The sequence below is a fragment of the Treponema socranskii subsp. socranskii VPI DR56BR1116 = ATCC 35536 genome (assembly GCF_000468115.1).
Lineage (GTDB): Bacteria > Spirochaetota > Spirochaetia > Treponematales > Treponemataceae > Treponema_D > Treponema_D socranskii.
Map to the genome: position 1 here is coordinate 38,155 of NZ_AVQI01000082.1, position 23,737 is coordinate 61,891.

Sequence of the window (23,737 nt, forward strand, 5' to 3'; positions counted from 1 at the left end):
CCTACGATAAAATTTGTGCGAGAGGTGTTTTATGAGTTTGATGGATTATTTTGCAATTCATGTTGTTCCGAAACTGTACAGAGGAAAAGGAGCTTTCCATCCTTCTGAAACCGGGCAATTGACGGAAACGGTAAGCTGCGTAAGAGAATATGATGTCAATATCTTTTTTATCCGCAAGGGTAACACACTGATCGCAATAGATTCCGGGTACAAAAATCATCATGCTCTCTTGCCGGGGTGTAAAAAAATCGGAATCGATCCTAAAGCGGTTCAGGCGCTGTTTCTTACACATGCAGATCCGGATCATGCAGGCGGTTTGGATATTCGTTGTGAGAATTGTTTTATTAACGCTGAAATTTATCTCGGCGAAATTGAAGAAAATTATCTGACAAATACCGTATATCGTAAAAAAATCGGCCCGTTCGGATTAAAAAATTCCGTAAAAATAAAAGACAATTATCACCTTCTTAAAGACGGCCAAACCGTTTCCGTCGGTGATTTGACAATTCAGCCGTTTTTAGTTCCCGGTCATACTCTCGGGCATTTAATGTATTTAATCGACAACGAACTGCTTTTTACGGGAGACTCCATTGCGCTGAATCAAGACGGCGGATGGTGTTTTTTTGATCTGTTCAACTGCAACAGTGAAATGAATATTGAATCCTTGAAAGCATTAAAGGAAAAACTGGATTTAAATAGAATTAAGTATGTATTTACTTCCCATAACGGATTTACGGATAAAGCGAAGGTTGTCTTTGCGCATGTCGACGTTATTCCGAAATGGAATGAAAAAGGATTTATATTTGATAAAACGGCCCCTTATGATTGTTTTGCCGATTTAAAAAAAATCGTTTGACAGCTCATATTTTTTACCGTATACTTATTCTTATAATATAACCCCAAGGGAGGCCTTTTATGGCAAAAGTTGAACTGAAGGGTGTCGGAAAAGTATACGAAGGCATGACGCGTGCCGTCACCGACGCCAATATCACGGTCGAAGACAAAGAATTTTGCGTTTTCGTCGGCCCGTCCGGCTGCGGAAAATCGACGACGCTCCGCATGGTTGCGGGTCTTGAAGACATCACCGAAGGCAAGCTGTACATCGACGGCGTGGAGATGAACGATGTTCCGCCGAAAGACCGCGACATCGCTATGGTGTTCCAAAATTATGCGCTGTACCCGCACATGACGGTGTACGACAATATGGCTTTCGGTTTGAAGATCCGCAAAATGGACAAAGCGGAAATCGACCGCCGCGTAAAAGATGCTGCAAAGCAGCTCGATTTGACGCAGTATTTGAACCGAAAACCGAAAGCGCTTTCCGGCGGTCAGCGCCAGCGCGTCGCAGTCGGCCGTGCAATCGTCCGCAATCCGAAAGTATTCCTCTTCGACGAACCGCTGTCGAACCTCGACGCGAAGCTCCGCGTTACGATGCGCTCCGAACTCGCTTCTTTACACCAGAGGCTGCAGGCGACGATGATCTACGTTACGCACGATCAGATCGAAGCTATGACGCTCGGTACGAAGATCGTCGTTATGAAAGACGGATTTATTCAGCAGATCGGCGCGCCGCTCTATCTGTATAATTCTCCGATCAACAAATTCGTTGCGGGATTTATCGGTACGCCGCCGATGAATTTTATGACGGTTAAAGTCGCCGAAAAGGGCGGAAAGATCGTGTGTGACGAGGGTTCGTTTGAAATCGTTCCGACGGACGCGCAGGCGAAAGAGCTGAAAGCTTTCGTCGGCAAAGAAGTATCGTTCGGCATCCGCCCCGAAGACGTCGCGTTTTCTGAAAAGCCTGCCGCGTCGAACAATATGCAAATGAAGCTTACGAACAAAGAACCGCTCGGCTCTGAAACGCACCTCTATGTCGTTACGAATAAGGGACAAAACCTTATCGTTAAAACGTCGGCAAGTGCGGACTTCCGTCTCGGCGATACGCTCAACTTCGTTCCGAATATGGAAAAGGCGAAATTCTTCTCTATGGAAGAAGGTGAGCCTAATATCTGCGATAAAGTCGAAAAGAAGTGGTAAACCGATTTATCGGTTGCAAAACCGCCGCAGCGATGCGGCGGTTTTTTTATCTCTACGCCGTTCGGATTGTTTATTTATAAGCACCCCATTGACGGCTCATTCCGTTTTATATAGAATTCGCAGATGATTCACGGCCATATCCGAAAGCGGAAGCCTTCGAATGTGTCCTTTGTATCGGGAGATATACTATGAAAAAATTATGCATGATTTTTGCCGCAGCGGGTTTTATCGCCGCTTCGGTTCAAGCTCAAGTTCTTCAAAAAACGGGAGTTGAAAATACGGTGTGGACGGGATTCGGCGGACCGCTCGGCTCTCACAGAGCTAAATATTACGGCATTATCGATACGCTCCAAGCCCGCGTAGACGTCGGTATTTTTACGATCGACGGTATGATCAACTGGGGTGCGCTTGCGCGCTGGAACGACGGTAACAATACACTCGATAATTTTTCGCTCGAAAATACCGAACGTTCGGCGCTTTCGTACCACTACTACAACGGTGGAGAGGATACGAACAACGTGCACCGCATAGGAGCGCCCGCAGGTGTAACGTATAACAACGCCGCGAACGGACATTTGAACACGCGGTCGGATTCGTATTATATCAATTTTCTGATGCATCCGTTTAAAGGCTTCGATGCCGGTGTCGGCACAAAACTCAACTGGTCGGTCGGACCTGCTCCCGGCTACGGTAATTGGGTGTGGAAAGCCGATGCGCACATACGCGCCGGAGGTTTCAGTACGGCGTACGACGACCGGCATGGAGTGGCGCGCGGAGGCGACGATTGGAACGTGTGGAGCGGCTCGGCTCACCGTTATCGGTATACCCCCGATGCGCCCGGTTCCTACGATGTCGTCGGTTTCGTTCCCGTCGCAAACAAATACGCAAAGACGGCGATCGGTGCGCGCTACCGCTATCGAGATCTGTTTCAAATAGGAGCTGCGATCCCGAGCGGTGCAAATACCGATGCTCCGATTATTAATTTCGGTTTCGAAGTACACCCCGTTGATTTTTTGCGTGCGGCGTTTGCATACGAGGGACTGTTCCAACAGGACGGGAATCTGTATACCGGTGCATCGCTTGTGTTTACGAAAAAATTTTCCGTCGATGCGTGGTTCGGCTGGGATTCTATCGATACGGACAAGCGCGAAACCGATATGGCGTGGACGACGGGAGCGGCGGTTACGATCGGTTTTCCGAAGGTCGATTTGACGCTGCGTCCCGAAGGCGGCATAAATTGGTTTGAAGATCGGAACTATACGCCTGCCGTTTATGCCGGCATCCTCGCGCGCTTTGCAATTTCCTCCAAGATGATTTTGAGCGGTTGGTCGTCGCTTGCTTGGGGGTCATACGATAAGCGATGGCACGATTCGGGCTATGCCGAATACGCGCACACGAAGGATTACAACGGCGGCTTTATTTTCGATATCCGTCCCCAGTTTACGTTTTTGCTCACCCCTCGTCATTCGTTTACAGCAGACTTCGACTACGAAAACCGTACCGCTTTCGACGGCAAAAACCGTTCGGCGTGGTCGTTCGGATTTTATTGGACGTATACGTACGGTGCATGATTTGAAAAAATGCGGCGGTGCAGCCTACGCGATATCCGTTTTGTATTCGATGAGTTCGATTTCGACGCCGTTCGGATCCAAAAAGAGTCCGCTGTAGACGCCGTTTTTTTCGTCGTCGTGTACGGGAATATGAAACGGATAGCCTGCCTGTGTGATGCGCTTTTCCCATCCCGATATGTCGGTGACTTCGAAAGCGCAGTGCCGATACGCACCCTTGTCGTTGAGTTTGCCCTTATGGTCTGCGACTTCGTAGAGGTATTGATTGAGCTCTATGCGCTGACCGCCGGGCACTCGAAAATACCTGAGGATGTGATCGCCGCAGTCTACCGTTTGCTCTCTTGTGAATCCCATAACATCCGCGTAAAACGACATCGTCCTTTCAAGGTTTTTTACGATGATCGTGATGTGATCGAGGCGCTTTATTTCCACGGTTCTTTCTCCCGTTTTTTATTGATGACGGCGTCAATGTCCTCCCGCACTTTATGCAGGTGCCGGATCATCGCTTTTTGCGCCCCTCCTTTATTCCTCGAAGCGATCGCTTCCATGACGGCACCGTGTTCGGCGACGGTGTTGTCGGAATTCTTTTTTGCCGTGATCGACATCGTGCGATATTGTTTTAATTCTTTGAGCAGCAGTTCGCTTATCTGTTTCAGCAACACGTTGTGGCTCATCTTTAATATCTGCGAATGAAACTGTTCGTCGAGCGATACGAGGCGCGGAACGTCGTTCGTGGTATTCGCTTTGACAAACTGTTCATGGATGTCGGCGAGCTGTCGTATCTCTTTTTCCGTTCCCTTGATGCTCGCAAGCGATGCGGCGAGCGGATCTATGGCAAGGCGGACTTCTATAAAATCTTCCAGATTCGGTGCGCTTGAAATAAACCATTGCCGTATGGCTTCGTAGTTGTCGTTCGGTTTTTTGCTGCGGACGAAGGCGCCTTTTCCCGCTATCAGTTCGACATATCCCTGCGCTTGAAGCTGGTACAGAGCTTCTCGAACGGATGAGCGGCTGACGTACATCAGCTTACAGAGTTCCAATTCGGCCGGAAGTTTTTTTCCGACCGGAAATTGTCCGTTTTCAACCGATTCTTTTATCGAATCGACAATTTGCGACGTAACGGAAATTCGCATAATCGGTTTCATATTGTCTGACATCAGACTATAATACATTTTTATATTTGTCAATGAGACGATTCCCGTTTTTTGTGCGTTTTTTCGAAAATTTCACGTATTTTTTCCTTGACAATTTGAAAATACGGTGTAGAATATTATTGTAAGATTGTCAGACAAGCGGTCAGTCATGCAAAAGTTTTTATAGGATGAGGATAAAAAGCGTCGTCTGAAATATCGCCGCCGCTTTTTATTTCGAGTTTTAGGAGGTAATATGAAAAAGATGCTGTTGCGGCTGTGGATCTTTATCACGGCGGGTACACTTGTTTTTGCGATGGGCGCAAACGATTCCGCTTCGTCGGGAGGAAAAACCGTGCGTTTCCGCTATTGGGCGGATACGACCGCATATTCGCAGCTGATGCAGGATATCATCAAAAAATTCAATGCGGAAAACGGCAAGGGTATCACCGTCATCGGCGAAGAAGCTGCGTGGGACGGAGGTGCGTTTTCGGAGAACCTGTTCAATGCGGCTATGGGCGGCGGCGATATCGACTGTGCAACGTGGAAATTGACCGCGACGCCGCTTTTTGCGAACAATAATCTGCTGCTCGATTTGACGCCCTATGTCGACAAGTGGGAAAAGAAAAACGATATCGACGCCAATATTTGGAATGTGATGAAGCAGGCAGGCGGCTCGAATAAAATCTATGTCATGCCGTGGAATATCCAAGTGCTCTACGTGTACTATAGGCCTTCGTATTTTAAGAGAGCCGGCATTTCCGTTCCGAAAACGTATGAGGAATTTTTGGACGCGGTAAAAAAATGTACGATGGATACGAACGGCGACGGTAAAACGGATGTCTACGGTTTCGGTATGCGCGGCGGCAGAAACGGACATGAACCGTGGGGCAGCTTTATCCATGCGGCCGGCGGTAATTTTGCTAAGCTCGATTCGCCCCAAGCGATCAAAGGTATGCAGGATTTTATCAATCTGTATAAAAACGGCTATGTCCCGCCGACGGCGACGAGCGACGGTTTCAGCGAAATCATGGCAAATTTCAAGTCGGGATTGACGGCGATGACGATCCATCACACCGGTTCATCCGCCGATATGGTAAAGATATTCGGTGACGATGTATCCGCGTTTCCGTTCCCTTCAGGCAAGGGGCGCTGGACAAGCATGGGCGATACCGATACCGCTATTTTCAAATCGTGCAAAAATCCCGAAGCGGCGTTCGAATGGGTCGCATACCTCGCGGCGGGAGAAGGCGAGCGGATGTGGTGCGAAGGTACGGGAAATATTCCCGTCAGCAAAACCGTCGGCGCGCGCGAGTATTTCCAAAGCAATCGCTTTATGAAAGCTTCGCTTGACGGGCAGAGTTTCGCAGGCATCCTTCCGATCCGCGATACGACGACGGAATTCGTCACGACGCTGTGGCCCAACACGGTTTCACAGGCCTTGACCGGAAAAATCTCGGCAAAGGAATGCATGGAAATACTCCAAAAGGGTTTGTATCGCTAGTAATTTCCCGTTAACAAATTTTTTAGGACGGAAAGGAAATCGCTTTCCGCCCTAAGGCAGGATGCCGCTGATGAAATATTTAGAAACGAAAAATAAATATGTTCCCTATGCGCTCGTTGCGCCGGCGGTGCTCATCGTGCTGTTCGTCGTTTTTATTCCGGTGCTCAATGCCGTTTTGATGAGTTTTCAAAATTACGATTTACGCCGGCCGAAAGAAATCGGTTTTATCGGTATGAAAAACTATATCGATATGTGTGCCGATCCGTTGTTTTGGGGCGCGCTGTTTAGGACGATTGCGTGGGTCGGTTTCGGGGTCGGCTTTCAATTTTTATTCGGCTTTTGTTTGGCGCTTTTGCTCAACCGTTATTTTATAGGCCGCGGTTTTGTCCGTTCGATCAGTATGATTCCGTGGGTTACACCCGGTGTTCTTATCGGTTTAATGTGGCGTTGGATTTTTGACGGCAACCTCGGCGTATTGAACGATTTGCTTTTGCGGACGCATATAATCCAGGAGAAGATTCCGTTTTTATCGCAGACGTCGACCGCCTTTCCGTGTGTAATCGTTACGATTATTTGGCAGGGTATTCCCTTTTTTGCGCTGATGATTCTTGCGGGGTTACAGCAAGTACCGGGTGAATTGTACGAAGCTGCCGAAATGGACGGAGCGAAAAAGGTACAGCAGCTGCTCCATGTTACGATTCCGTCACTCAAAAATACGCTCAGCGTAACGCTGCTCTTGCGTATTATATGGGTGGCGAATTCCGTCGACGTGATCTTCAATATGACCGAGGGAGGTCCTGCGTATTCGACGCAGACGCTCAGCGTTTATATCTACAATAAAGGAAACGCGCTCAATCTCGGCTATGCATCGACGATGGCGATTTTGCTTGCGGTGCTGCTTTCATTGGTCGCCGTCCCCTATGTTCGTTCTACGTTTAAGGGAGAAAACTGATGGTCATCGAATCTCGTTATCCAGGTAAAAGATTGCTGTCTTTGTTTTTGCCGCTTTTTATTTTACTCGTATTTATACTCTTTCCGTTTTATTGGACCTTTATCACATCGGTAAAACCGGAAAGCGAACTGTACGGCGCGGTGACCTATTGGCCGCATTCGATTACTTTTGTCGCATATCAAAAATTATTTACGACGACGGTAAATTTTTTCGTTGCGATGAAAAACAGTTTGATCGTTGCGCTGTGTACGACAGTCGTGTCGCTCGCGGTATCGACATTGGCCGCATACGCGTTTTCACGTTATCTGTTTACAGGCAGAAAATTGCTGATGAGCATGTTTTTGTGCAACAATATGTTTCCGACCGTACTTTTGCTTATTCCGCTGTATTCGATCATGCGTAAAATCGGTTTGCTCCATACACATGCATCTCTGGTATTATCGTATACGACGTTTACCATCCCGTTTTCGGTATGGCTGCTGAACGGATTTTTAAACGATTTGCCGACGTCGCTTGAAGAAGCGGCAATGATCGACGGTTGTACGCGCGGACAAGCGTTTACGAAGATCGTTCTGCCGATCCTTGTGCCCTGCCTCGTCGCTACCGGTGTCTATATTTTTATGAATGCGTGGAACGAATACACGTTCGCCATGCTGTTTACGAGTATTGCGACGCGGACAATTCCGGTTGCGCTGAAGAATTTAATCGGACAGCTCGGCGTACAGTGGGACTTGCTCACTGCCGGCGGCGTGATCACGATTATCCCCGTCTGTATATTGTTTTTCTTTGCGCAAAAACGGCTCGTCGCGGGACTGACCGCCGGTGCCGTAAAAGGATGAAAATTAATAATCATTGAGGAGCGTTCTATGAAAGACGTTAAAATTACGGGTATCGATACCTATTTGATCGAAACGAAACAAAAAGGCACCTTTGCCGATTCGACGCGCAAAGTCGAAACGATCGGTTATGTCGTCGTCGATGTGAAGACCGATGCGGGCATTCACGGAATCGGCGTTACCTATCACGAAGTCGGAGGAGAGGCGATCGCGACGTTTATACTAAAGTCGCTCGGCCCGAAGCTCATCGGGCGTTCGCCTTTCGAAACGGAAGGATTGTACGACGAACTCGTCGCCTATATGCGCGGAGTCGGGCGAAAGGGTCTTGCATTCTGTGCGCTGAGCGTGCTCGATATCGCATTGTGGGATATCAAAGGCAAGATCGTCGATATGCCGATCTACCGGATGCTCGGCGGAACTCGCAATACCGTGCCGTGCTATGCGACGGGCGGTTGGACTTCCTATACGATCGACCAACTTATCGCTGAAGCGAAGACGATGGTCGAAGCGGGATTTAAAACGATAAAGATAAAGATCGGCGTTGACGGCGGAAAAAATCCGAATGAAGATGCGAGGCGCGTGCTCGCCGTCGCCGATGCGATCGGGCCGGATATCGGCATCATGCTCGACGCAAACAACGCGTTTTCATCGGCTGTTGCGCTTCGGCTTGCGTATAAGCTGCGCGATGCGAATATCACGTTTTTCGAAGAGCCCGTATTTGCGGACGACTTGCCCGGACTCGCGCGCTTTAGGGTGGCGGGAATTCTCCCGTGTGCGTCGGGCGAGCATGAATACACGCGCTACGGTGCACGAGATTTGATCGCCGGCGGCTGCATCGACTATCTGCAGTCCGATATTACACGGTGCGGCGGTTTTACCGAAGGGCGGAAGATGGTTACGTTTGCACAGGCGTACAATATTCCGTATGCGCCGCACGGTTTCGACGTCATTCACTGCCATATCGTCGCCCCATATTCGAACGGCGCGTATCTCGAAAATCTGTTTATGTTCAACGAATTAATCGAACGTACTTTCATCGACGCACCGATTCCGCACAAGGGTATAATGACGATTTCCGATAAGGCGGGACTCGGACTTGAATTGAATTACAAAGAGCTGACTCCTTACGGAAGTATCTGAGTCTGCCGCGAATATCGTAATAATTTTTAGGAGAAATACAATGAAAGATCCGTTATTCGACGTTTCCGATAAGATCGTGATCGTCACCGGAGGGTTGGGGCAGATCGGCGCGGAACTGGTAAAAGAATTCCATCGCCGCGATTCGAAAGTTGCCGTCGTCGCGCGCAGCGTAAGCGTCGAGCGAATCGAAAAAGTGCTCGGAAGCGAGCTTGCAAAAAGCGGCCGCATTTTTCCGTGCGCCGTCGATATTCAAAGCAAAAGCGAAATAAACGCGTTCCTCGATACGCTCGAAAAAAAATGGGGAACTCCCGACGTGCTTGTAAACAATGCCGGTATCGATACGCAGCCGAGCGCGCCTCCGGAAGTATCCGGTCCCTTTGAAGATTTTCCGGAAGAAGTGTTCCGCGAAGTCGTAAACGTAAATCTCGTCGGTACCTTTCTCATGACGCAGGCCGTCGGGAGACGGATGGTGCTTGCAAAAAAAAGCGGCTCGATTATCAATATAGGTTCCATTTACGGCATGGTGAGTCCTGTGCAGGACATCTATGCGTACAAAAAAGAAAAGACGGGCATCGCGTTTATTAAACCGGTTGCATACTCGGCTGCGAAAAGCGGCATATACAATCTTACGCGCTACTGCGCTACGTATTGGGGAAAGCAGGGGATCCGTGTCAACACGTTTACGCCGTCAGGTGTCTTCCGCGATACGCAGGACAAAGAGTTTCAGGCAAATTATTGCAACCGTATGCCGGTCGGACGTATGGCGCAGGCCGACGAATATAACGGTGCCATTATTTTCCTTGCGTCGAACGCTTCAAAATATATGACCGGTTCCAATTTGGTTATGGACGGAGGATGGACGGCATGGTAAAAAAAACACTCGATCGTTCGGCGGTGTATTCGGCGCTTTTGACGCCCTACGATAAACATGGCGAACTGAATGTGACTATGCTGCGGAAATTGGTGCGGCACGAAGCGGATTCGGGAGTCGAAGGATTTTATTGCTGCGGTTCGTCGGGCGAAGGGCTCTTGCTTTCCGACGACGAGCGGAAGACGATCGCCGAAGTCGTGCTGGAGGAAGCCCGCGTGCCGGTCATCGTGCATGTCGGCTCTCTCAATACGCGCAGCGCGATCGACTTGGCAAAGCATGCCGAAAAAGCCGGCGCCTGTGCGGTATCCGCGATTCCGCCGATCTATTATCATTATTCGCAGGAAGAGATCAATCGATATTATCTCGATATCCTCTCTGCGGTCGATATCGGAATCATCGTATACAATATCCCGCAGTTTACCGGTATTTCGTTTACGACGGCAAATCCCCTGCTGAAAAACGAGCGGGTTGTCGGGATTAAACATACGTCGATGAATCTCTACGATTTGGAACGCATAGGTAAAGCGTATCCCGAAAAAATTTTGATAAACGGCTTTGACGAAATCTATGCGAGTGCGCTTGCAGCAGGGGCGACGGCGACGATCGGGACGACGGTAAACGTTTGTCCGAAATTGTTCCTTGCGATTCGAAATGCGTTTGCGGCGGGTAAAAACGAAAAAGCGCACGCGGCACAGTGCAGGCTGAACGATGTCGTACAGGCCTTTGTAGACACGAACGTTTTTCCGGCTGCAAAGTATGCGCTTTCGCTGCAGGGATTCGATATCGGTCCGTGCCGTAAACCTTTCGCGCCGCTTTCCGCCAAACAAAAAAAGATCGTCGAAAATGCGATACGCGATATCGCCGATGTCTTATAGGTCTGATGTCGAGTTCGGAAAGCATAAACTGATGAAGCCGTGCTTTCGGCGAGAATTTCGTTCGCTGTAATTTTGTTAATGTGTTTATTTATTTTTTTACTAGGAGGAAAATATGAAAAAATCGATTACGGCGGTTTTAGCCGCAGTGAGTATCGGAAGCGCCGTCTTCGGCGCGGATGTAAAAAAATCGGGAAGCAAACCGGTTAAATTGATCGTCTATTCTCCGGGCAACGCGACGAGCGTACCGACAAAGACGATTGCAAAGTATGCCGAACTCGTCCGCGCGGCGTCGAACGGTACTATCGTTATGGACGTGCACTCGAGCGGCGAACTCGGCAACGATGCGGAAGCGCTGCAGTCGACGCGCATGGGTACGATCGATGTCATCTTTGCCGGTACGTCGGGATTTACGAGCTTTTACGACAAGGCGAAAATTCTCGATTTGCCGTTTTTGTTTTCGAGTGCGGAAGACGCGTATGAAAAAGTAAACGGCGCGATCGGCGAAAAGATATTCGCAAACCTTCCGTCGGTCGGTCTCGTATACCTCGCCGAAGGCGATAACGGTATGCGTCACATTGCGACGACAAAGCGTCCCGTCCATACGGTGGATGACGTAAAGGGATTGAAGATTCGGGTTCCGACGAGCAAAATGTATCTCGATGTGTGGTCGGCGCTCGGTGCTACGCCGGTTGCGCTTGCGCTGAACGAGCTTGCGATCGCGCTTTCCAACGGTACGGCGGAAGCGCAGGACAATGCGACCTACCATCTCGTAGCGAATGCGACCTATGACGACATCAAGTATTACAGTTTTATCAATTATATGTGGATGGGATGTACGATGGCCGTCAATCAAAAGAAATGGAAATCGCTCAGCGCGGAGCAGCAGAAAATTTTGAAAGAGCAGGCTGTCATTGCCGCAAAATATTCTTTCGACACTATCGCGCAGGACAATATAAGCGCGATGGAAGTTTTGAAAAAGGCGGGTGTCCAATTCGATATGAATCCCGATATTAAGAGTTTTAAAAACAAATTGGGCGGATCAAAATACTACGCCCGCTATGCGTCCGAAAGCTGGTACGATCAGTCGATCGTCGATCAGCTTGCAAAATAGTTTTCAAACGGCGGGTTTTGAAAGTATCGATATAATAAAATTATGCTTTTCAAAACCCGTCGTTCAACTGACACAGCAAAGAATTTATTTTTAAGGCGCGTACGCTATGAATATGTATAAAAAAATTCTTGACGGTTTTATCAAAATTGTGTGTGTGCTGCTTATCGTTTCCGTGCTCGGAATCGTGGCGCTCATGCTCAACGAGCTTGTCATCCGTAATGTCCTCAATAAATCGTTTCGCGGTATGACGGAGCTTGCGGGGCTTTTGTTTTTGTGGATGGCGTTTTTGGGGATCACCGTTTTATACGACAAAGAGGAACTCATATCGATCGATATGATTTACAGCAGGACGCAAGGAAAGGTGCGCACGGTATTTTGGTTCGTGCGGCACGCGGTTACGCTCGGTTTGGGCATTGTTATGATCGTTTCGTTTTGCGGTTTATATCCGTTTGTGGTTACGGAGTATTATTCTTCGATGCCGAACTTTTCAAAAATGTGGCAGTTTTTACCGCTTGCCGTAAGCGGCGGCTTTTTCGTATTGAAAGCCGTTTACAATATCATCGAAAAATCGAAGCAGCTGAGAGGTGACGGAAAATGATCGTTTTTTTTGCGGTATTTATTGTTTTCTTATTGATCGGCATGCCTATCAGCATTTCCATCGGCGCGAGCGCCGTTATCGGTTGTCTTAACCTCGGCTATCCGCTCATGGTCATCGGACAAAAGATGGTTTTCGGCATCGATTCGTTTTTGTTGATAGCGATTCCGCTTTTTATTTTTGCGGGAAATCTGATGAATGCCGGAAAGATTACCGACCGGATTTTCAATTTCGCGAATTCTCTTGTAGGCTGGATTCCCGGCGGATTGGGACATGCGAATATCGTCGCGAGTTTGATATTTGCCGGAATGTCGGGCAGCGCGGCCGCCGATGCTGGCGGGCTCGGTACGATCGAAATGGAAGCGATGACGTCGAAAGGCTACGATCGGGATTTTTCCGCAGCGGTGACGTCCGCGTCTTCCGTCGTCGGGCCGATCTTTCCTCCGTCCATTCCGTTGATCATTTACGGTTCGATCGCGAGCGTGAGCGTATCGAAATTGTTTGTCGGAGGCGTCGTACCCGCCGTATTGATCGTCGCAACGATGATGATTCTGACGCTTATCATCTCATTAAAAAGAGGCTATCCGCGGGAGCGCTTCAATATAAAAAAATTAATAATCGAATTCTCGCGTTCCATTTTATCGATTATCACGCCGCTTATCATTTTGAGCGGATTTACCGCGGGCTTGTTTACGCCGACCGAAGCTTCGTGCGTCGCCGTCGTGTATGCGCTCGTCATTGCGATCTTCGTATACCGGACGCTCGATCGGAAATCGTTTATAAAATGCGTTTTGGACAGCGCCGTCACTTCGGCAAATACGCTGTTCATCATCGGCACATCTACGCTGTTTACGTATGTACTGGTACGCGAAGGCGTTTCCGGAAAAATCGCGGATTTTATCGCAGGCGTAAGCACCAATCCCGGCATCGTGATTTTAACAATCAATATTATTTTGTTGGTGCTCGGCATGTTTATGGAACCGGGTGCAATACTGACGCTCATGCTGCCCGTCCTCATTCCGATTGCGCAGCGCTTCAATCTCGATATGGTGTATTTCGGTGTGATAGTCGTATTGAATCTTATGATAGGTCAGGTGACTCCTCCATTCGGGGTATGTCTGTTTATCGTAGGCGACGTCGGAAAAGTAAAGCTCGAACGGCTGTACCGCGCTATCGTTCCGTTTTTGATTCCGCTTATCGCCGTGCTGTTTTTATGCGCTTATTATCCGCCGCTCATCACGTGGCTGCCGAACGCGCTGCTCGGTGAATGACGGTATCTCGCAGTACATACAATCGTTTGCTCGCAAGCGTTTGACACGACCAGCCGTTGCGTACGATCGTTTGCGTGTAATTCTTTCGTACGAGCAATCGCTCTCGTTTACTAACGCATTTTTTTTCGGTATAGTTTCCGTATGATTCGAAAAAATGCGGTCGTGCTCTATAAAAATCAATGCGCCCTCGTCACCGATGTCGAAGGTGAAAAATATGCGATTCAATACTGTCCTTCGGCGGCTGCGACGGGAAAAAAATCGTACGTATCGCTGAAAGTGCGTGAAAAAGATATCGTGCCTCTGCATGCGGGGCCCGCTTCGAGTCTCGATGCGCTTCTTTCGTTTTCCGACGGCGCGCTCTCCGCTCAGCTTTCCGAAGCTTACGAACTGCTTCGATCCGATCCCGGCACCGCATCGTCGTCCGTCCCTTTTGCCGATATCGCCGAGCTTATGCGTCCGTCTTTTTCGGCGGATGAAAGTTTTGCCGTCTATAAAGCGATTTCCGAAAGCGATGAATTTGCCCTCGATACCGCATCTTTTAAATCAGGTACGCTTGCCTTTGTGCCGCGGAGCGAAGAGGAAACAGCGGCATTAAAACAAAAGGCATACGAAAAAGCGCACGAAGGAGAACTGCGCGCGGCCTTTATCAAGCGGCTCAAACAAAAAAAACTCGAACTTCCCGGCGACTCCAAGTATATGAGCGAAGTCGAATCTCTCGCGCTCGGTCAGACCGACAAATCGAAGGCTATGGCGGAGGCGGGTTTTTCGCAGACGCCCGAAAAGGCGCACAAGCTGCTCATCGATACGGGCGTATGGCCTCTTACGCGCAATCCGTATCCGACACGCTACGGGCTTTCGATGACGTCGGCATCCGAGGGGCTTGCCATTCCGCCCGAAGAAGAGCGGCTTTTCGTGCAAAGCAGGGCATACGCGATCGACAACGCGTGGTCGGAAGATCCCGACGATGCGATTTCGTGGGACGGCGAATACCTGTGGGTACATGTCGCCGATCCGGCATCCAGCGTCATGCCCGACAGTTCGATCGACAAAGCCGCGCGAGAACGCGGAACGACGCTGTATTTGCCTGAAGGGACGAGCCGCATGCTCGCCGAAACTTCCCTTGCCGATTACGCGCTCGGTTTGAACGAGAGGAGCCGCGCGCTTTCATTTCGGATTTTATTCGACGACAAGGGCGGCATTTCCGACTGCGCGGTTTTTAAAACACTTGTCAATGTCGAGCGTCTTACCTATGAAAAAGCGGATGCGCTGAAAGATTCGCCCGAATTGAAACCCTTGTTCGATATCGCAAAACGCAATATCGAACGGCGGAAGAGGGCGGGCGCCTGTTCCGTCGATTTGCCCGAAGTGCATATCAGTGTCGATGGAGAGACGAAAAAAGTTTCGATCGAACCGGAAATCCGCTACGAATCGGGCGATACGGTGCGAGAGATGATGCTCCTTGCAGGAGAAGGCGCGGCGCGTTTCGCGTTTAAAAACGGCATTCCCTTTCCGTACGTAAGTCAGGAAGCGCCCGCTATTCCCTCCGATCTGCCTTCGGGACTTGCCGGCGATTTTCGTTTGCTTCGCTGTATGCGAAAGCGCAGCGTCGGCATTACGCCCGCGCCTCACGCTGCGATCGGCGTTTCGATGTACAGCCAAGTGACCAGTCCTCTCCGCCGTTACGGCGATTTGATCGCACACGAACAGCTGCGCGCGTTTATGGCCGGCAGGCCGCTCATCGACAAAGACGATATGCTTACGCGCATCAGCGAAGGTGATATCGCGTCGATTGCCGCACGGAAAGCATCGCGGTGCAGTGAAACGCACTGGAAGCTCGTATACCTTTTGCAAAATCCCGAGTGGACGGGGGAAGCTGTGTGCGTCGATAAAAAAGACAAACAGATTCAGCTCTATATTCCGTCGCTCGATATGCAAACCTTTATTGCCCCGCAAAAAAAATATGAACTCAACGATACGCTTGAAGTCAAGGCGGCGAATATCGATATCCCGCAGCAGACCGTCGTGTTTGTGCCGAAAGATTGACAGCGTAAAACGAATATTTTATACTATTTTCATATTCTTTTAATCGTTTCAAAAGCAAACGACTTTTGAAAAGGTTTCCAATCTACAAATATAGAGGTGTATTTTGAAAAAAAAGATTGTTTCATCGGTTGCAGGTATTCTGTGTATTGCAGGGCTTTTTTTAAGCTGCAATACGAATTCAAAGGCTGAAACGCTGAATGCGGACTACGTAGTTGTCGGAGGCGGGGCTGCCGGCTTAATGAGCGCATTGGAATTAAGCGAAAAGGGTAAGGTTATTTTACTTGAAAAAATGCCCGGTCTCGGCGGAACTTCAATCAGAGCCAAGGGATTTTTATGGTCGATCGATTCGGCTTTAAACAAAGCAACGGGCAAGGGTTTAACGGCCCAACAAATGTTCGATTATTACAAAGAAAAAGCCGGTGCGGAAAATTTCAATGCCGAACTTTTCCAAGCGATGCTTGACGTATCGGGCAGCGTAGTTGATGATTTACTGCAAAAGGGTATGCCTTTCAGCAAAGAAAGACTGATTCCCGGTACGCCCAATTATCCGCAGCTTTTGTGTCTTACCGTCGACGGTGAAGGTCCGGCTATGGTCGCAAAATTCAAAGAGCTGCTGGAAAAAAGCGGTGTTGAAATACTTTTAAATACACGTGCCGAAGAATTGATTATAAAAGACGGAGCGGTACAGGGTGTAGTTGCCGAAAAAGACGGAAAAAAATACAATATTTTTGCCCAAAAAACCGTTTTGGCAACCGGCGGTTTTGCAAAAAGCAAAGAATTGATGGCAAAGTATAATAAAGAATTTGCAGACAATGTTGCGTTTTGCGGAACGGGAAATACGGGTGACGGCATCACTATGGCGTTGGCGGCAGGCGCACAGCTTACGGGCGACGGTGTGCTCGGTATTTGGGGTATGAACGATTATTACGGTTATGTCGGCGACATCGGCAGTTTGGTCAGACAAACGGCCGTCTATGTCAATAAAGAAGGAAAGCGCTTTGTAAACGAAAAACGCTATTATGCCGAAGTTCATAAAGAATTAAACAAAATAACGGATAAGCTCGCATACGGAATCTTCGATTCTTCGAATCCCGCTTTTGTTGCAAATCTGGAAAAGGCGCTTGCCGAAAACTTAAGCGTAAAAGCCGATTCCCTTGAAGCTTTGGCTGCAAAACTGAATATCGATGCTGCAAACTTTAAATCGGCGATTGAAAGCTATAATACGGCATATGCGGCCGGAGAAGACGGTGACTTCGGTATCAAAAACAAGGTTATGACTCCCGTCTTAAAAGCACCTTTTTATGCCGTCGAAGTGCGCCCGACAATAATCGGAACGATAAAAGGTTTAAAAGTCAACGAAAAAGCCCAAGTTTTAAATGAAAAAAACGAAGCTATCCCCAACTTGTACGCAACCGGCGAATTGATAATCGGCAACTTTGTAAACAATGAATATCCCACTACGGGTACGGTGTTGTCCACCTGTTTATATTCCGGAAAAATTGCCGCCGATAACGCATCCAAGGGCATAACAAGTAAATATTCGACTTCATCGGCTAAAAAAATGACCGCCGCCACGCAAAAGGCAAAAAAATCGAATACCGTGTATAAAGACGGCGTGTATACCGCTGAAGCGAAGGGTATGAACGGTCCGGTTAAGGTTGAAGTAAGCGTAGAGGGTAAAAAAATCGCCGCCGTTAAGGTTGTAAGCCACAGCGAAACGCCCGGTATAAGCGATCCCGCCTTTGATGTGATTCCGGCCGCTATGGTTAAAGCGAATTCTTTTGAAGTCGACGGCGTTTCCGGTGCGACGATGACAAGCAAGGCTCTGATTGAAGCGGCAAAGCTTGCATTAAAAGATGCCCGCTGATACAAAAAAGTTTTTTAATGAATAAAAAGAGGGCTGCCGAAAGTAGGTGACTTTTGGCAGTCTCCCTTATACCGGCTTGAAAAAAAGCGAGTCAGTGCTACAACTTGATAGTAAAAAAACAAATATGAATATCAAATACATAGCCTTACTCTTACCGCTTTTGCTTTTAGAGCCGGCTGTTTACGCTCAAACAAAGGGCACCATGCCCGCTGCGGCACACGGAAGCGTAAAAAACGGCGTGACGGAACGCGAATTCGTCATTGCTTTTCACGCAATTGTAAATACCGACAAAACGGGTAAAAATCTGATAAAAGAACTGCCCGATTTACGAAAACGGGGAATCAACACGCTTTTTCTCCAAATAGGTTACAACTATCAATGGAAAAGCGATCCGAAACTCTATAACAAATACGTGCTTTCCGAAACCGTCGCACGCGAAATTGCCGCCGAATGCCGGAGGCTTTCCATCGACCTCATCCCGGAAATAAACTGCCTCGGCCATCAATCATGGAAAAACAAAACCTTTGCCATGCTCAAAGCTTACCCCGAACTGGACGAAACGCCAGGCCTCTACCCCGGCAATAAGGGTATTTATTGCCGAAGCCTCTGCTCTTCCAATGAAAAAGTTTACACGATTTTATTCGGTTTAATCGACGAAATTACAGAAGTCTTTTCGGTAAAAAAAATACATGTCGGTTTGGACGAAGTGTTTTTAATCGGCGAAGACGCATGCCTTCTTTGCCGCGGAAAAGACAAGGCCGAACTGTTCGCCGAAGCTGTGAACAGACTCTACGATCACTGTGTCAAAAAACGGGGACTTACAATGTATATGTGGGGCGACCGCCTCATCGACAGCGAGGATGAAGAGAGCGGTTATAAGGGTGAATACGAAAGCTCATGTAACGGTACCGATCCCGCCGTCGACCTTATTCCCAAAGGCATCATCATCTGCGACTGGCACTATGACGAGCTGGAACGCTACGGCTCCATCCCTTATTTTTTAAACAAGGGTTTCCGCGTCCTGCCGACAAGTTTCAAGGGAATTAAAGCGGTAAACGCTCTCATCGACTATTCGCTTTTGTACAAGACGAACCCGAATATGCTCGGCCACATGTACACGGCGTGGGACAATGTTACGAACAAAAATCTCTCACGATATAAACCGATGGTCAAAACGATCGACCGCCTGATCCGTACCGCTTCCGGGATGAATCATCCCCATTAAACCTAAGAAAACCTTTCAGCTGGATTTAATATGATGCAATGTGTAAACTTGCAAAAGACGGCGCGCATTGTTATAGTACAGCTATGATAGTTATGAAATTCGGCGGCTCGTCAGTCGCAAATGCGGAGCGCATCCGGCATGTCGCATCTATTATTAAAGCGTATCAAAAGAGCAGGCCGGTCGTCGTGCTCTCCGCGATGGGCGATACGACCGATCACCTCCTCGAAGCGGCCGATAAAGCGCTCGGCGGAGTCGTGAGCATGGAGCAGATCGCTTCTCTTCATTTTGAAACTTTGCGCGAACTCGGATTGCCGAGCGGCACAATTGAAGATTTAATAAACGAATTGACGCAGCTTTTGACCGGCATTTCGATGATAAAAGAATTGACAAAACGCACGCGCGATTATCTCGTGTCCTTCGGCGAACGCATGTCGGTGCGTATCGCCTCTGCTTATTTGACAAAAGAAGGGATTCCCGCTTTAGCTTACGATGCGTGGGATATCGGCATCGTAAGCGACGGCAATTTTATGTCGGCGGAACTGCTCGATGAAGTGTGGCAATCGATACCGGAGCATTTGCATGCGTATGCATCCGGAAAGGACGAGCGCATTCCTGTCGTGACGGGTTTTATTGCAAAAGACAAAAGCGGAAATATTACGACGCTCGGGCGGGGCGGAAGCGATTTGACTGCGACGATCATCGGGGCGGCGACGGGCGCGGAAGAGATTCAAACGTGGAAAGACGTCGACGGTATCATGACGAGTGATCCCCGCATCTGTCCCGACGCCAAGCCGGTACGCGAAGTAACGTACGAAGAAGCGCAGGAGCTTGCGTTTTTCGGCGCGCAAGTGCTGCACCCGCGTTCGATGCTCCCGTGCCGCCGCACTGCAACTCCCGTCCGCGTAAAGAATTCGTACAATATCGAAAGCCCGGGGTCGATCATCGTCGAAACGCATAACGGAAAAGCGTCTCCCGTCTGCGCGATCACGGGCGTCAAGCACGTAACGCTGATCGATATCGCTTCGACGCGCATGCTCGGCGCGGTCGGTTTTCTTGCGCACATATTCAATCAGTTTTTAAAATGGAATATCAGCATCGACGTGATTGCGACGAGCGAAGTGTCCGTTTCGCTGACGGTAAATACAAAGACCGATCTTTCGGGTTTGATCCGCGATTTGAGCGACGTCGCCGAAGTGCGGACACGGAGCGGAAAAGCGATCGTGTCGATCATCTGCGACGCGCTGCATTCGTCGGCGATCCTCGCGGCGGGATTTAAAGCGTTGTCGGATGAAAATATCAATGTGCAGATGATCAGTCAAGGCGCGAGCAAAGTGAATATCAGCATGATCGTCGACGACGAAGAAGCCGATAAAACCGTGCGCGTACTGCACAAAGCGTATTTCGCTTGACCTTCGGCGTTTCGAATTTGAAAGTTGATAATGGAATTAATAATTAATAATTTTGGAGTGTATATGAATATTGCGATCGTCGGTTACGGAAAGATGGGGCACATGATTAAAAATGCTGCGGAACGGCTCGGCCACCGCATCGTTCTTACCGCAGATCCCTTTTCTCCCGATGCCGATGTAAAACCCGCTTCGGCGACCGATACGGCGCGTGCGGTAAAATCCTCCGGAGCCGAAGGCGTCATCGAGTTCAGCCGGCCGTCGGTTGCCGTCGAAAATATCCACTCACTCCTTCCGCTTTCGCTCCCGCTCGTCGTCGGAACGACGGGCTGGACGGAGAGCCTTCCGGCTGTAGAAAAACGTGCCGCAGATACGGGCGGCGCTTTACTCTATTCGTCGAATTTTTCCATCGGTGTCAATATGTTTTACAAAATCGTCTCCGAAGCCGCCCGCCTTATGAAAGACTGTTCCGACTACGACGTTGCGGTGTGGGAAGCGCACCACAATCAAAAAGCCGACAGTCCGTCCGGTACGGCGCTCGAAATCGCACGGCGCATTATGGCCGAATATACGACGAAAACGAAAATCGTCTCCGACTCCTTTCACCGAAGGCCCGAAGAAAACGAACTGAGCCTTGCGAGCACGAGGTGCGGTTCGAATCCCGGAGAGCACACCGTGTTTTTTGACGGACAAGCCGACACGATCGAACTTACGCACCGCGCTCGAAGCCGAGAGGGATTTGCGATCGGCGCCGTCCGTTCTCTCGAACGATTTTCTTCCGCGCTGAAAACCGGAACGCTGCAAAAAGGCCGCGTGTATACCATGCAGGATCTGTTTTAGCTGCGGTCATTGAAAACGCGATACTCTATCGTATGTATTGAAAAAAAGGCCGCTTTATTCTACAATCGAAATAATCGTTTTTTTTAATCAATAGGGTATTGCGAGCGCAATACCGCGTTGGAGGAAATATGACAATAGCTGAAATGCTTCAGCAGAGCGGCATATTGACGCTGCTCGGAATGGGCGTTGTATTCTCTTTTCTTATTATCATGATTGCGTGTATGTACCTGCTTCACGTTGTGCTCCGCGCGCTCAAACTCGATAATGAAGAAAAAAAAGAAACCGTGCAATCTCCCGCACCTGCACTGGCGAGGCACGACGACGCGATTATCGCCGCGATCGCCGCCGCCGTTCACAAATAAATCATCAAGGAAAACACCATGGCAAAGAAAGTCCACATTACGGAACTCGTTTTACGCGACGCGCATCAGTCGCTGCTCGCAACTCGTATGACGACTGCGGATATGCTTCCCGCATGTCCGATGATCGATAAAATCGGCTACTATTCCGCCGAAGCATGGGGAGGCGCGACCTACGATTCGTGCATCCGCTTTTTAAATGAAGATCCGTGGGAACGCCTGCGCAAACTTCACGCGGCGATGCCCAACACGAAGATTATGATGCTGTTGCGCGGTCAAAACCTTTTGGGATACCGCCACTATGCCGACGATGTCGTCGATAAGTTCGTCGAAGCCGCCGCAAAAAACGGTATCGGCATTTTCCGCATTTTCGATGCGTGCAACGATCCGCGTAACCTCGAACGTTCGGCGAAAGCCGCAAAAAAAACCGGCAAACACGTGCAGATGGCGATTTCCTACGCGACGACGCCCTATCACACAAAAGAAGTGTACGCCGATTTGGCCAAGCGCTATGCCGAATTCGGCGCGGATTCGATTTGTATCAAAGATATGTCGGGTTTGTTAAAACCCTTTGAAGCCTACGACCTCGTTAAAGCGATCAAAGCGAAAGTCGATATGCCGATCGAAATTCACTCGCACTCGACGACGGGCTTGAGCGTTGCGACGCTTTTGAAAGCGTCGGAAGCGGGTGCCGATGTTCTCGATACGGCCATTTCTTCCATGGCGATGGGAACGTCTCACAGCCCGACGGAAACCGTCGTCGAAATGCTCAAAGGTTCCGAATACGATACGGGACTCGACACGAAAGCGCTCCTCGAAATCGCGGCGTACTTCCGCGACGTGCGCGAACACTACGCATCCCTCGAATCGAAATTCCACGGAGCCGATACGCGCATTCTCGTTTCGCAAGTGCCGGGCGGCATGCTTTCGAACCTCGAAAAGCAGCTGAAAGAGCAGGGTGCGGCGGATAAAATCGACGACGTATTGAAAGAGATTCCGATCGTGCAAAAAGACGTGGGCTACGTGCCGCTCGTAACTCCGACAAGCCAAATCGTCGGTACGCAGGCGGTGTTCAACGTGCTTTTCGGACGCTATGCGCGCCTTACGCAGGAATTCCGCGATCTCCTTACCGGACGATACGGAGCGACTCCTGCGGCGGTCAATGCCGATCTGCAAAAAGAAGCGCTCAAACAAAACAATATGGACTCAGTCGTTACGTGCCGCCCCGCCGACCTCATTTCAAACGAATGGGACAAATGCGTCGAAGATGCAAAAAAAGCGGGCGGAGACGGAAGCGACGAAGACGTTTTGACTTACGCGATGTTCCCGAAAGTCGCCGAAAAGTTTTTCAAAGAGCGCTCAAAGGGTCCTGTCGATGCGCAAAAAACTTTCGGCGTAAAACCCGTTTCCGAAAGCGCCTCTGCAAGCGCGCCGAAATCGGGATCCTACACGGTAAGCGTAAACGGCACTCCCTACTCGGTTACGACGAGCGCGGGAAGCGATACCATCATCGTAAACGGTACGTCGTATAACGTTTCCTTCGGCGATGCCGCCCCCTCATCTGCGCCCGTATCCGCACCCGTCGTTACGGGCGGCGCGGATATCAAAGCGCCGGTTGCGGGAACGCTTTTGCGCTATGTGGCGCAAAACGGCGCCGAAGTAAAAAAAGGCGATACCGTTTTGATGATCGAATCGATGAAAATGGAACTCGAAGTAAAAGCTCCGGCCGACGGAAAAATAAACTTTATCGCACAGCCGGGCGCTCAGATTGCGGCGGGCGAGGTTATCGCAAGTCTCGGCGGCACCGTTGCGGCGGCTCCGGCTCCGAAGCCCGCAGCAGCTGCTCCCGTCCCGAAAGCGGCTCCCGTTCCTTCGGCCGCTTCGACAGGCGGGAAACCCGTGAATGCTCCGGTTGCTGGAACGCTTTTGCGCTATGAAGTCGGTGAAGGCGATCAGGTTAAAGCCGATACGACGGTTATCATGATCGAGTCGATGAAGATGGAATTGGAAATCAAAGCAGGCGCGGCCGGCGCCGTTCACTTCCTCGTTCAGCCGGGTTCTCAGATTACGGCGGGTCAGGCGCTCGCTGAAATCAAATAAGGAAAGG

General features: G+C 49.5%; 21 protein-coding genes. 19 read left to right on the plus strand and 2 right to left on the minus strand.

Annotation, left to right across the window (positions count from 1 at the left end):
- Positions 1-31: 31 nt before the first annotated feature.
- The 3 genes from HMPREF0860_RS11825 (at position 32) to HMPREF0860_RS11835 (ending at position 3,608) form a co-directional block, all read left to right on the plus strand.
- On the plus strand, positions 32-856 hold the full coding sequence (locus HMPREF0860_RS11825) for an MBL fold metallo-hydrolase (protein WP_021495807.1): 825 nt from the start codon (positions 32-34) through the stop codon (positions 854-856).
- A 59-nt stretch (positions 857-915) separates the two neighbouring features.
- Positions 916-2,037 carry an ABC transporter ATP-binding protein gene (locus tag HMPREF0860_RS11830; RefSeq protein WP_021329570.1) on the plus strand — a complete coding sequence of 374 codons (1,122 nt, stop codon included), beginning with the start codon at positions 916-918 and terminating at the stop codon, positions 2,035-2,037.
- 188 nt (positions 2,038-2,225) lie between these two features.
- Positions 2,226-3,608 (plus strand): hypothetical protein, encoded by a 1,383-nt coding sequence (locus tag HMPREF0860_RS11835; RefSeq protein ID WP_021329569.1) that lies wholly within the window; start codon positions 2,226-2,228, stop codon positions 3,606-3,608.
- Positions 3,609-3,632: 24 nt separating this feature from the next.
- Here HMPREF0860_RS11835 and HMPREF0860_RS11840 read toward each other — a convergent pair whose 3' ends face one another.
- Positions 3,633-4,037 carry a VOC family protein gene (locus HMPREF0860_RS11840; protein ID WP_021329587.1) on the minus strand — a complete coding sequence of 135 codons (405 nt, stop codon included), beginning with the start codon at positions 4,035-4,037 and terminating at the stop codon, positions 3,633-3,635.
- Positions 4,028-4,762 carry a FadR/GntR family transcriptional regulator gene (locus HMPREF0860_RS11845; RefSeq protein ID WP_162147021.1) on the minus strand — a complete coding sequence of 245 codons (735 nt, stop codon included), beginning with the start codon at positions 4,760-4,762 and terminating at the stop codon, positions 4,028-4,030. Before HMPREF0860_RS11845 ends, HMPREF0860_RS11840 begins: the two co-directional genes overlap by 10 nt.
- A gap of 229 nt (positions 4,763-4,991) precedes the next feature.
- On the opposite strand from HMPREF0860_RS11845, the gene HMPREF0860_RS11850 reads away from it, so the two are divergent.
- From HMPREF0860_RS11850 to oadA, 16 genes are all read left to right on the plus strand, one after another.
- Entirely contained in the window at positions 4,992-6,239 is a 1,248-nt protein-coding gene (locus HMPREF0860_RS11850; RefSeq protein ID WP_021329599.1) for an ABC transporter substrate-binding protein, read from the plus strand.
- Positions 6,240-6,309: 70 nt separating this feature from the next.
- Positions 6,310-7,191 (plus strand): carbohydrate ABC transporter permease, encoded by an 882-nt coding sequence (locus HMPREF0860_RS11855; RefSeq protein WP_021495804.1) that lies wholly within the window; start codon positions 6,310-6,312, stop codon positions 7,189-7,191.
- Positions 7,191-8,030 carry a carbohydrate ABC transporter permease gene (locus HMPREF0860_RS11860; RefSeq protein ID WP_021495801.1) on the plus strand — a complete coding sequence of 280 codons (840 nt, stop codon included), beginning with the start codon at positions 7,191-7,193 and terminating at the stop codon, positions 8,028-8,030. Before HMPREF0860_RS11855 ends, HMPREF0860_RS11860 begins: the two co-directional genes overlap by 1 nt.
- Positions 8,031-8,057: 27 nt before the next feature.
- Positions 8,058-9,167, plus strand: coding sequence for a mandelate racemase/muconate lactonizing enzyme family protein (locus HMPREF0860_RS11865; RefSeq protein ID WP_021329574.1), 1,110 nt, complete (start codon positions 8,058-8,060; stop codon positions 9,165-9,167).
- Positions 9,168-9,207: 40 nt separating this feature from the next.
- Positions 9,208-10,038 carry an SDR family oxidoreductase gene (locus HMPREF0860_RS11870; protein ID WP_021329585.1) on the plus strand — a complete coding sequence of 277 codons (831 nt, stop codon included), beginning with the start codon at positions 9,208-9,210 and terminating at the stop codon, positions 10,036-10,038.
- Positions 10,032-10,913, plus strand: coding sequence for a dihydrodipicolinate synthase family protein (locus HMPREF0860_RS11875; protein ID WP_021329576.1), 882 nt, complete (start codon positions 10,032-10,034; stop codon positions 10,911-10,913). The genes HMPREF0860_RS11870 and HMPREF0860_RS11875 overlap by 7 nt, the downstream gene beginning before the upstream one ends.
- 112 nt (positions 10,914-11,025) lie before the next feature.
- Positions 11,026-12,024 carry a TRAP transporter substrate-binding protein gene (locus HMPREF0860_RS11880; RefSeq protein WP_021329579.1) on the plus strand — a complete coding sequence of 333 codons (999 nt, stop codon included), beginning with the start codon at positions 11,026-11,028 and terminating at the stop codon, positions 12,022-12,024.
- 112 nt (positions 12,025-12,136) lie between these two features.
- Positions 12,137-12,622 (plus strand): TRAP transporter small permease, encoded by a 486-nt coding sequence (locus HMPREF0860_RS11885; protein WP_231364277.1) that lies wholly within the window; start codon positions 12,137-12,139, stop codon positions 12,620-12,622.
- Positions 12,619-13,890, plus strand: coding sequence for a TRAP transporter large permease (locus HMPREF0860_RS11890; RefSeq protein WP_021329581.1), 1,272 nt, complete (start codon positions 12,619-12,621; stop codon positions 13,888-13,890). Before HMPREF0860_RS11885 ends, HMPREF0860_RS11890 begins: the two co-directional genes overlap by 4 nt.
- 141 nt (positions 13,891-14,031) lie before the next feature.
- Positions 14,032-15,933 (plus strand): ribonuclease catalytic domain-containing protein, encoded by a 1,902-nt coding sequence (locus HMPREF0860_RS11895; protein ID WP_021329592.1) that lies wholly within the window; start codon positions 14,032-14,034, stop codon positions 15,931-15,933.
- 103 nt (positions 15,934-16,036) lie between these two features.
- Entirely contained in the window at positions 16,037-17,800 is a 1,764-nt protein-coding gene (locus HMPREF0860_RS11900; protein WP_021329600.1) for an FAD-dependent oxidoreductase, read from the plus strand.
- A gap of 124 nt (positions 17,801-17,924) precedes the next feature.
- On the plus strand, positions 17,925-19,025 hold the full coding sequence (locus HMPREF0860_RS11905) for a family 20 glycosylhydrolase (RefSeq protein ID WP_021329597.1): 1,101 nt from the start codon (positions 17,925-17,927) through the stop codon (positions 19,023-19,025).
- An 83-nt stretch (positions 19,026-19,108) separates the two neighbouring features.
- Positions 19,109-20,434, plus strand: a complete 1,326-nt coding sequence (locus tag HMPREF0860_RS11910; protein WP_038080481.1) for an aspartate kinase — start codon at positions 19,109-19,111, stop codon at positions 20,432-20,434.
- A 63-nt stretch (positions 20,435-20,497) separates the two neighbouring features.
- On the plus strand, positions 20,498-21,271 hold the full coding sequence (gene dapB, locus HMPREF0860_RS11915; RefSeq protein WP_038080479.1) for a 4-hydroxy-tetrahydrodipicolinate reductase: 774 nt from the start codon (positions 20,498-20,500) through the stop codon (positions 21,269-21,271).
- 128 nt (positions 21,272-21,399) lie between these two features.
- Positions 21,400-21,633, plus strand: a complete 234-nt coding sequence (locus tag HMPREF0860_RS11920; RefSeq protein WP_021495817.1) for an OadG family protein — start codon at positions 21,400-21,402, stop codon at positions 21,631-21,633.
- 18 nt (positions 21,634-21,651) lie between these two features.
- A complete protein-coding gene (oadA, locus tag HMPREF0860_RS11925) occupies positions 21,652-23,730 on the plus strand; it encodes a sodium-extruding oxaloacetate decarboxylase subunit alpha (protein WP_021495806.1) in 2,079 nt (692 codons plus the stop codon).
- Positions 23,731-23,737: the final 7 nt, after the last annotated feature.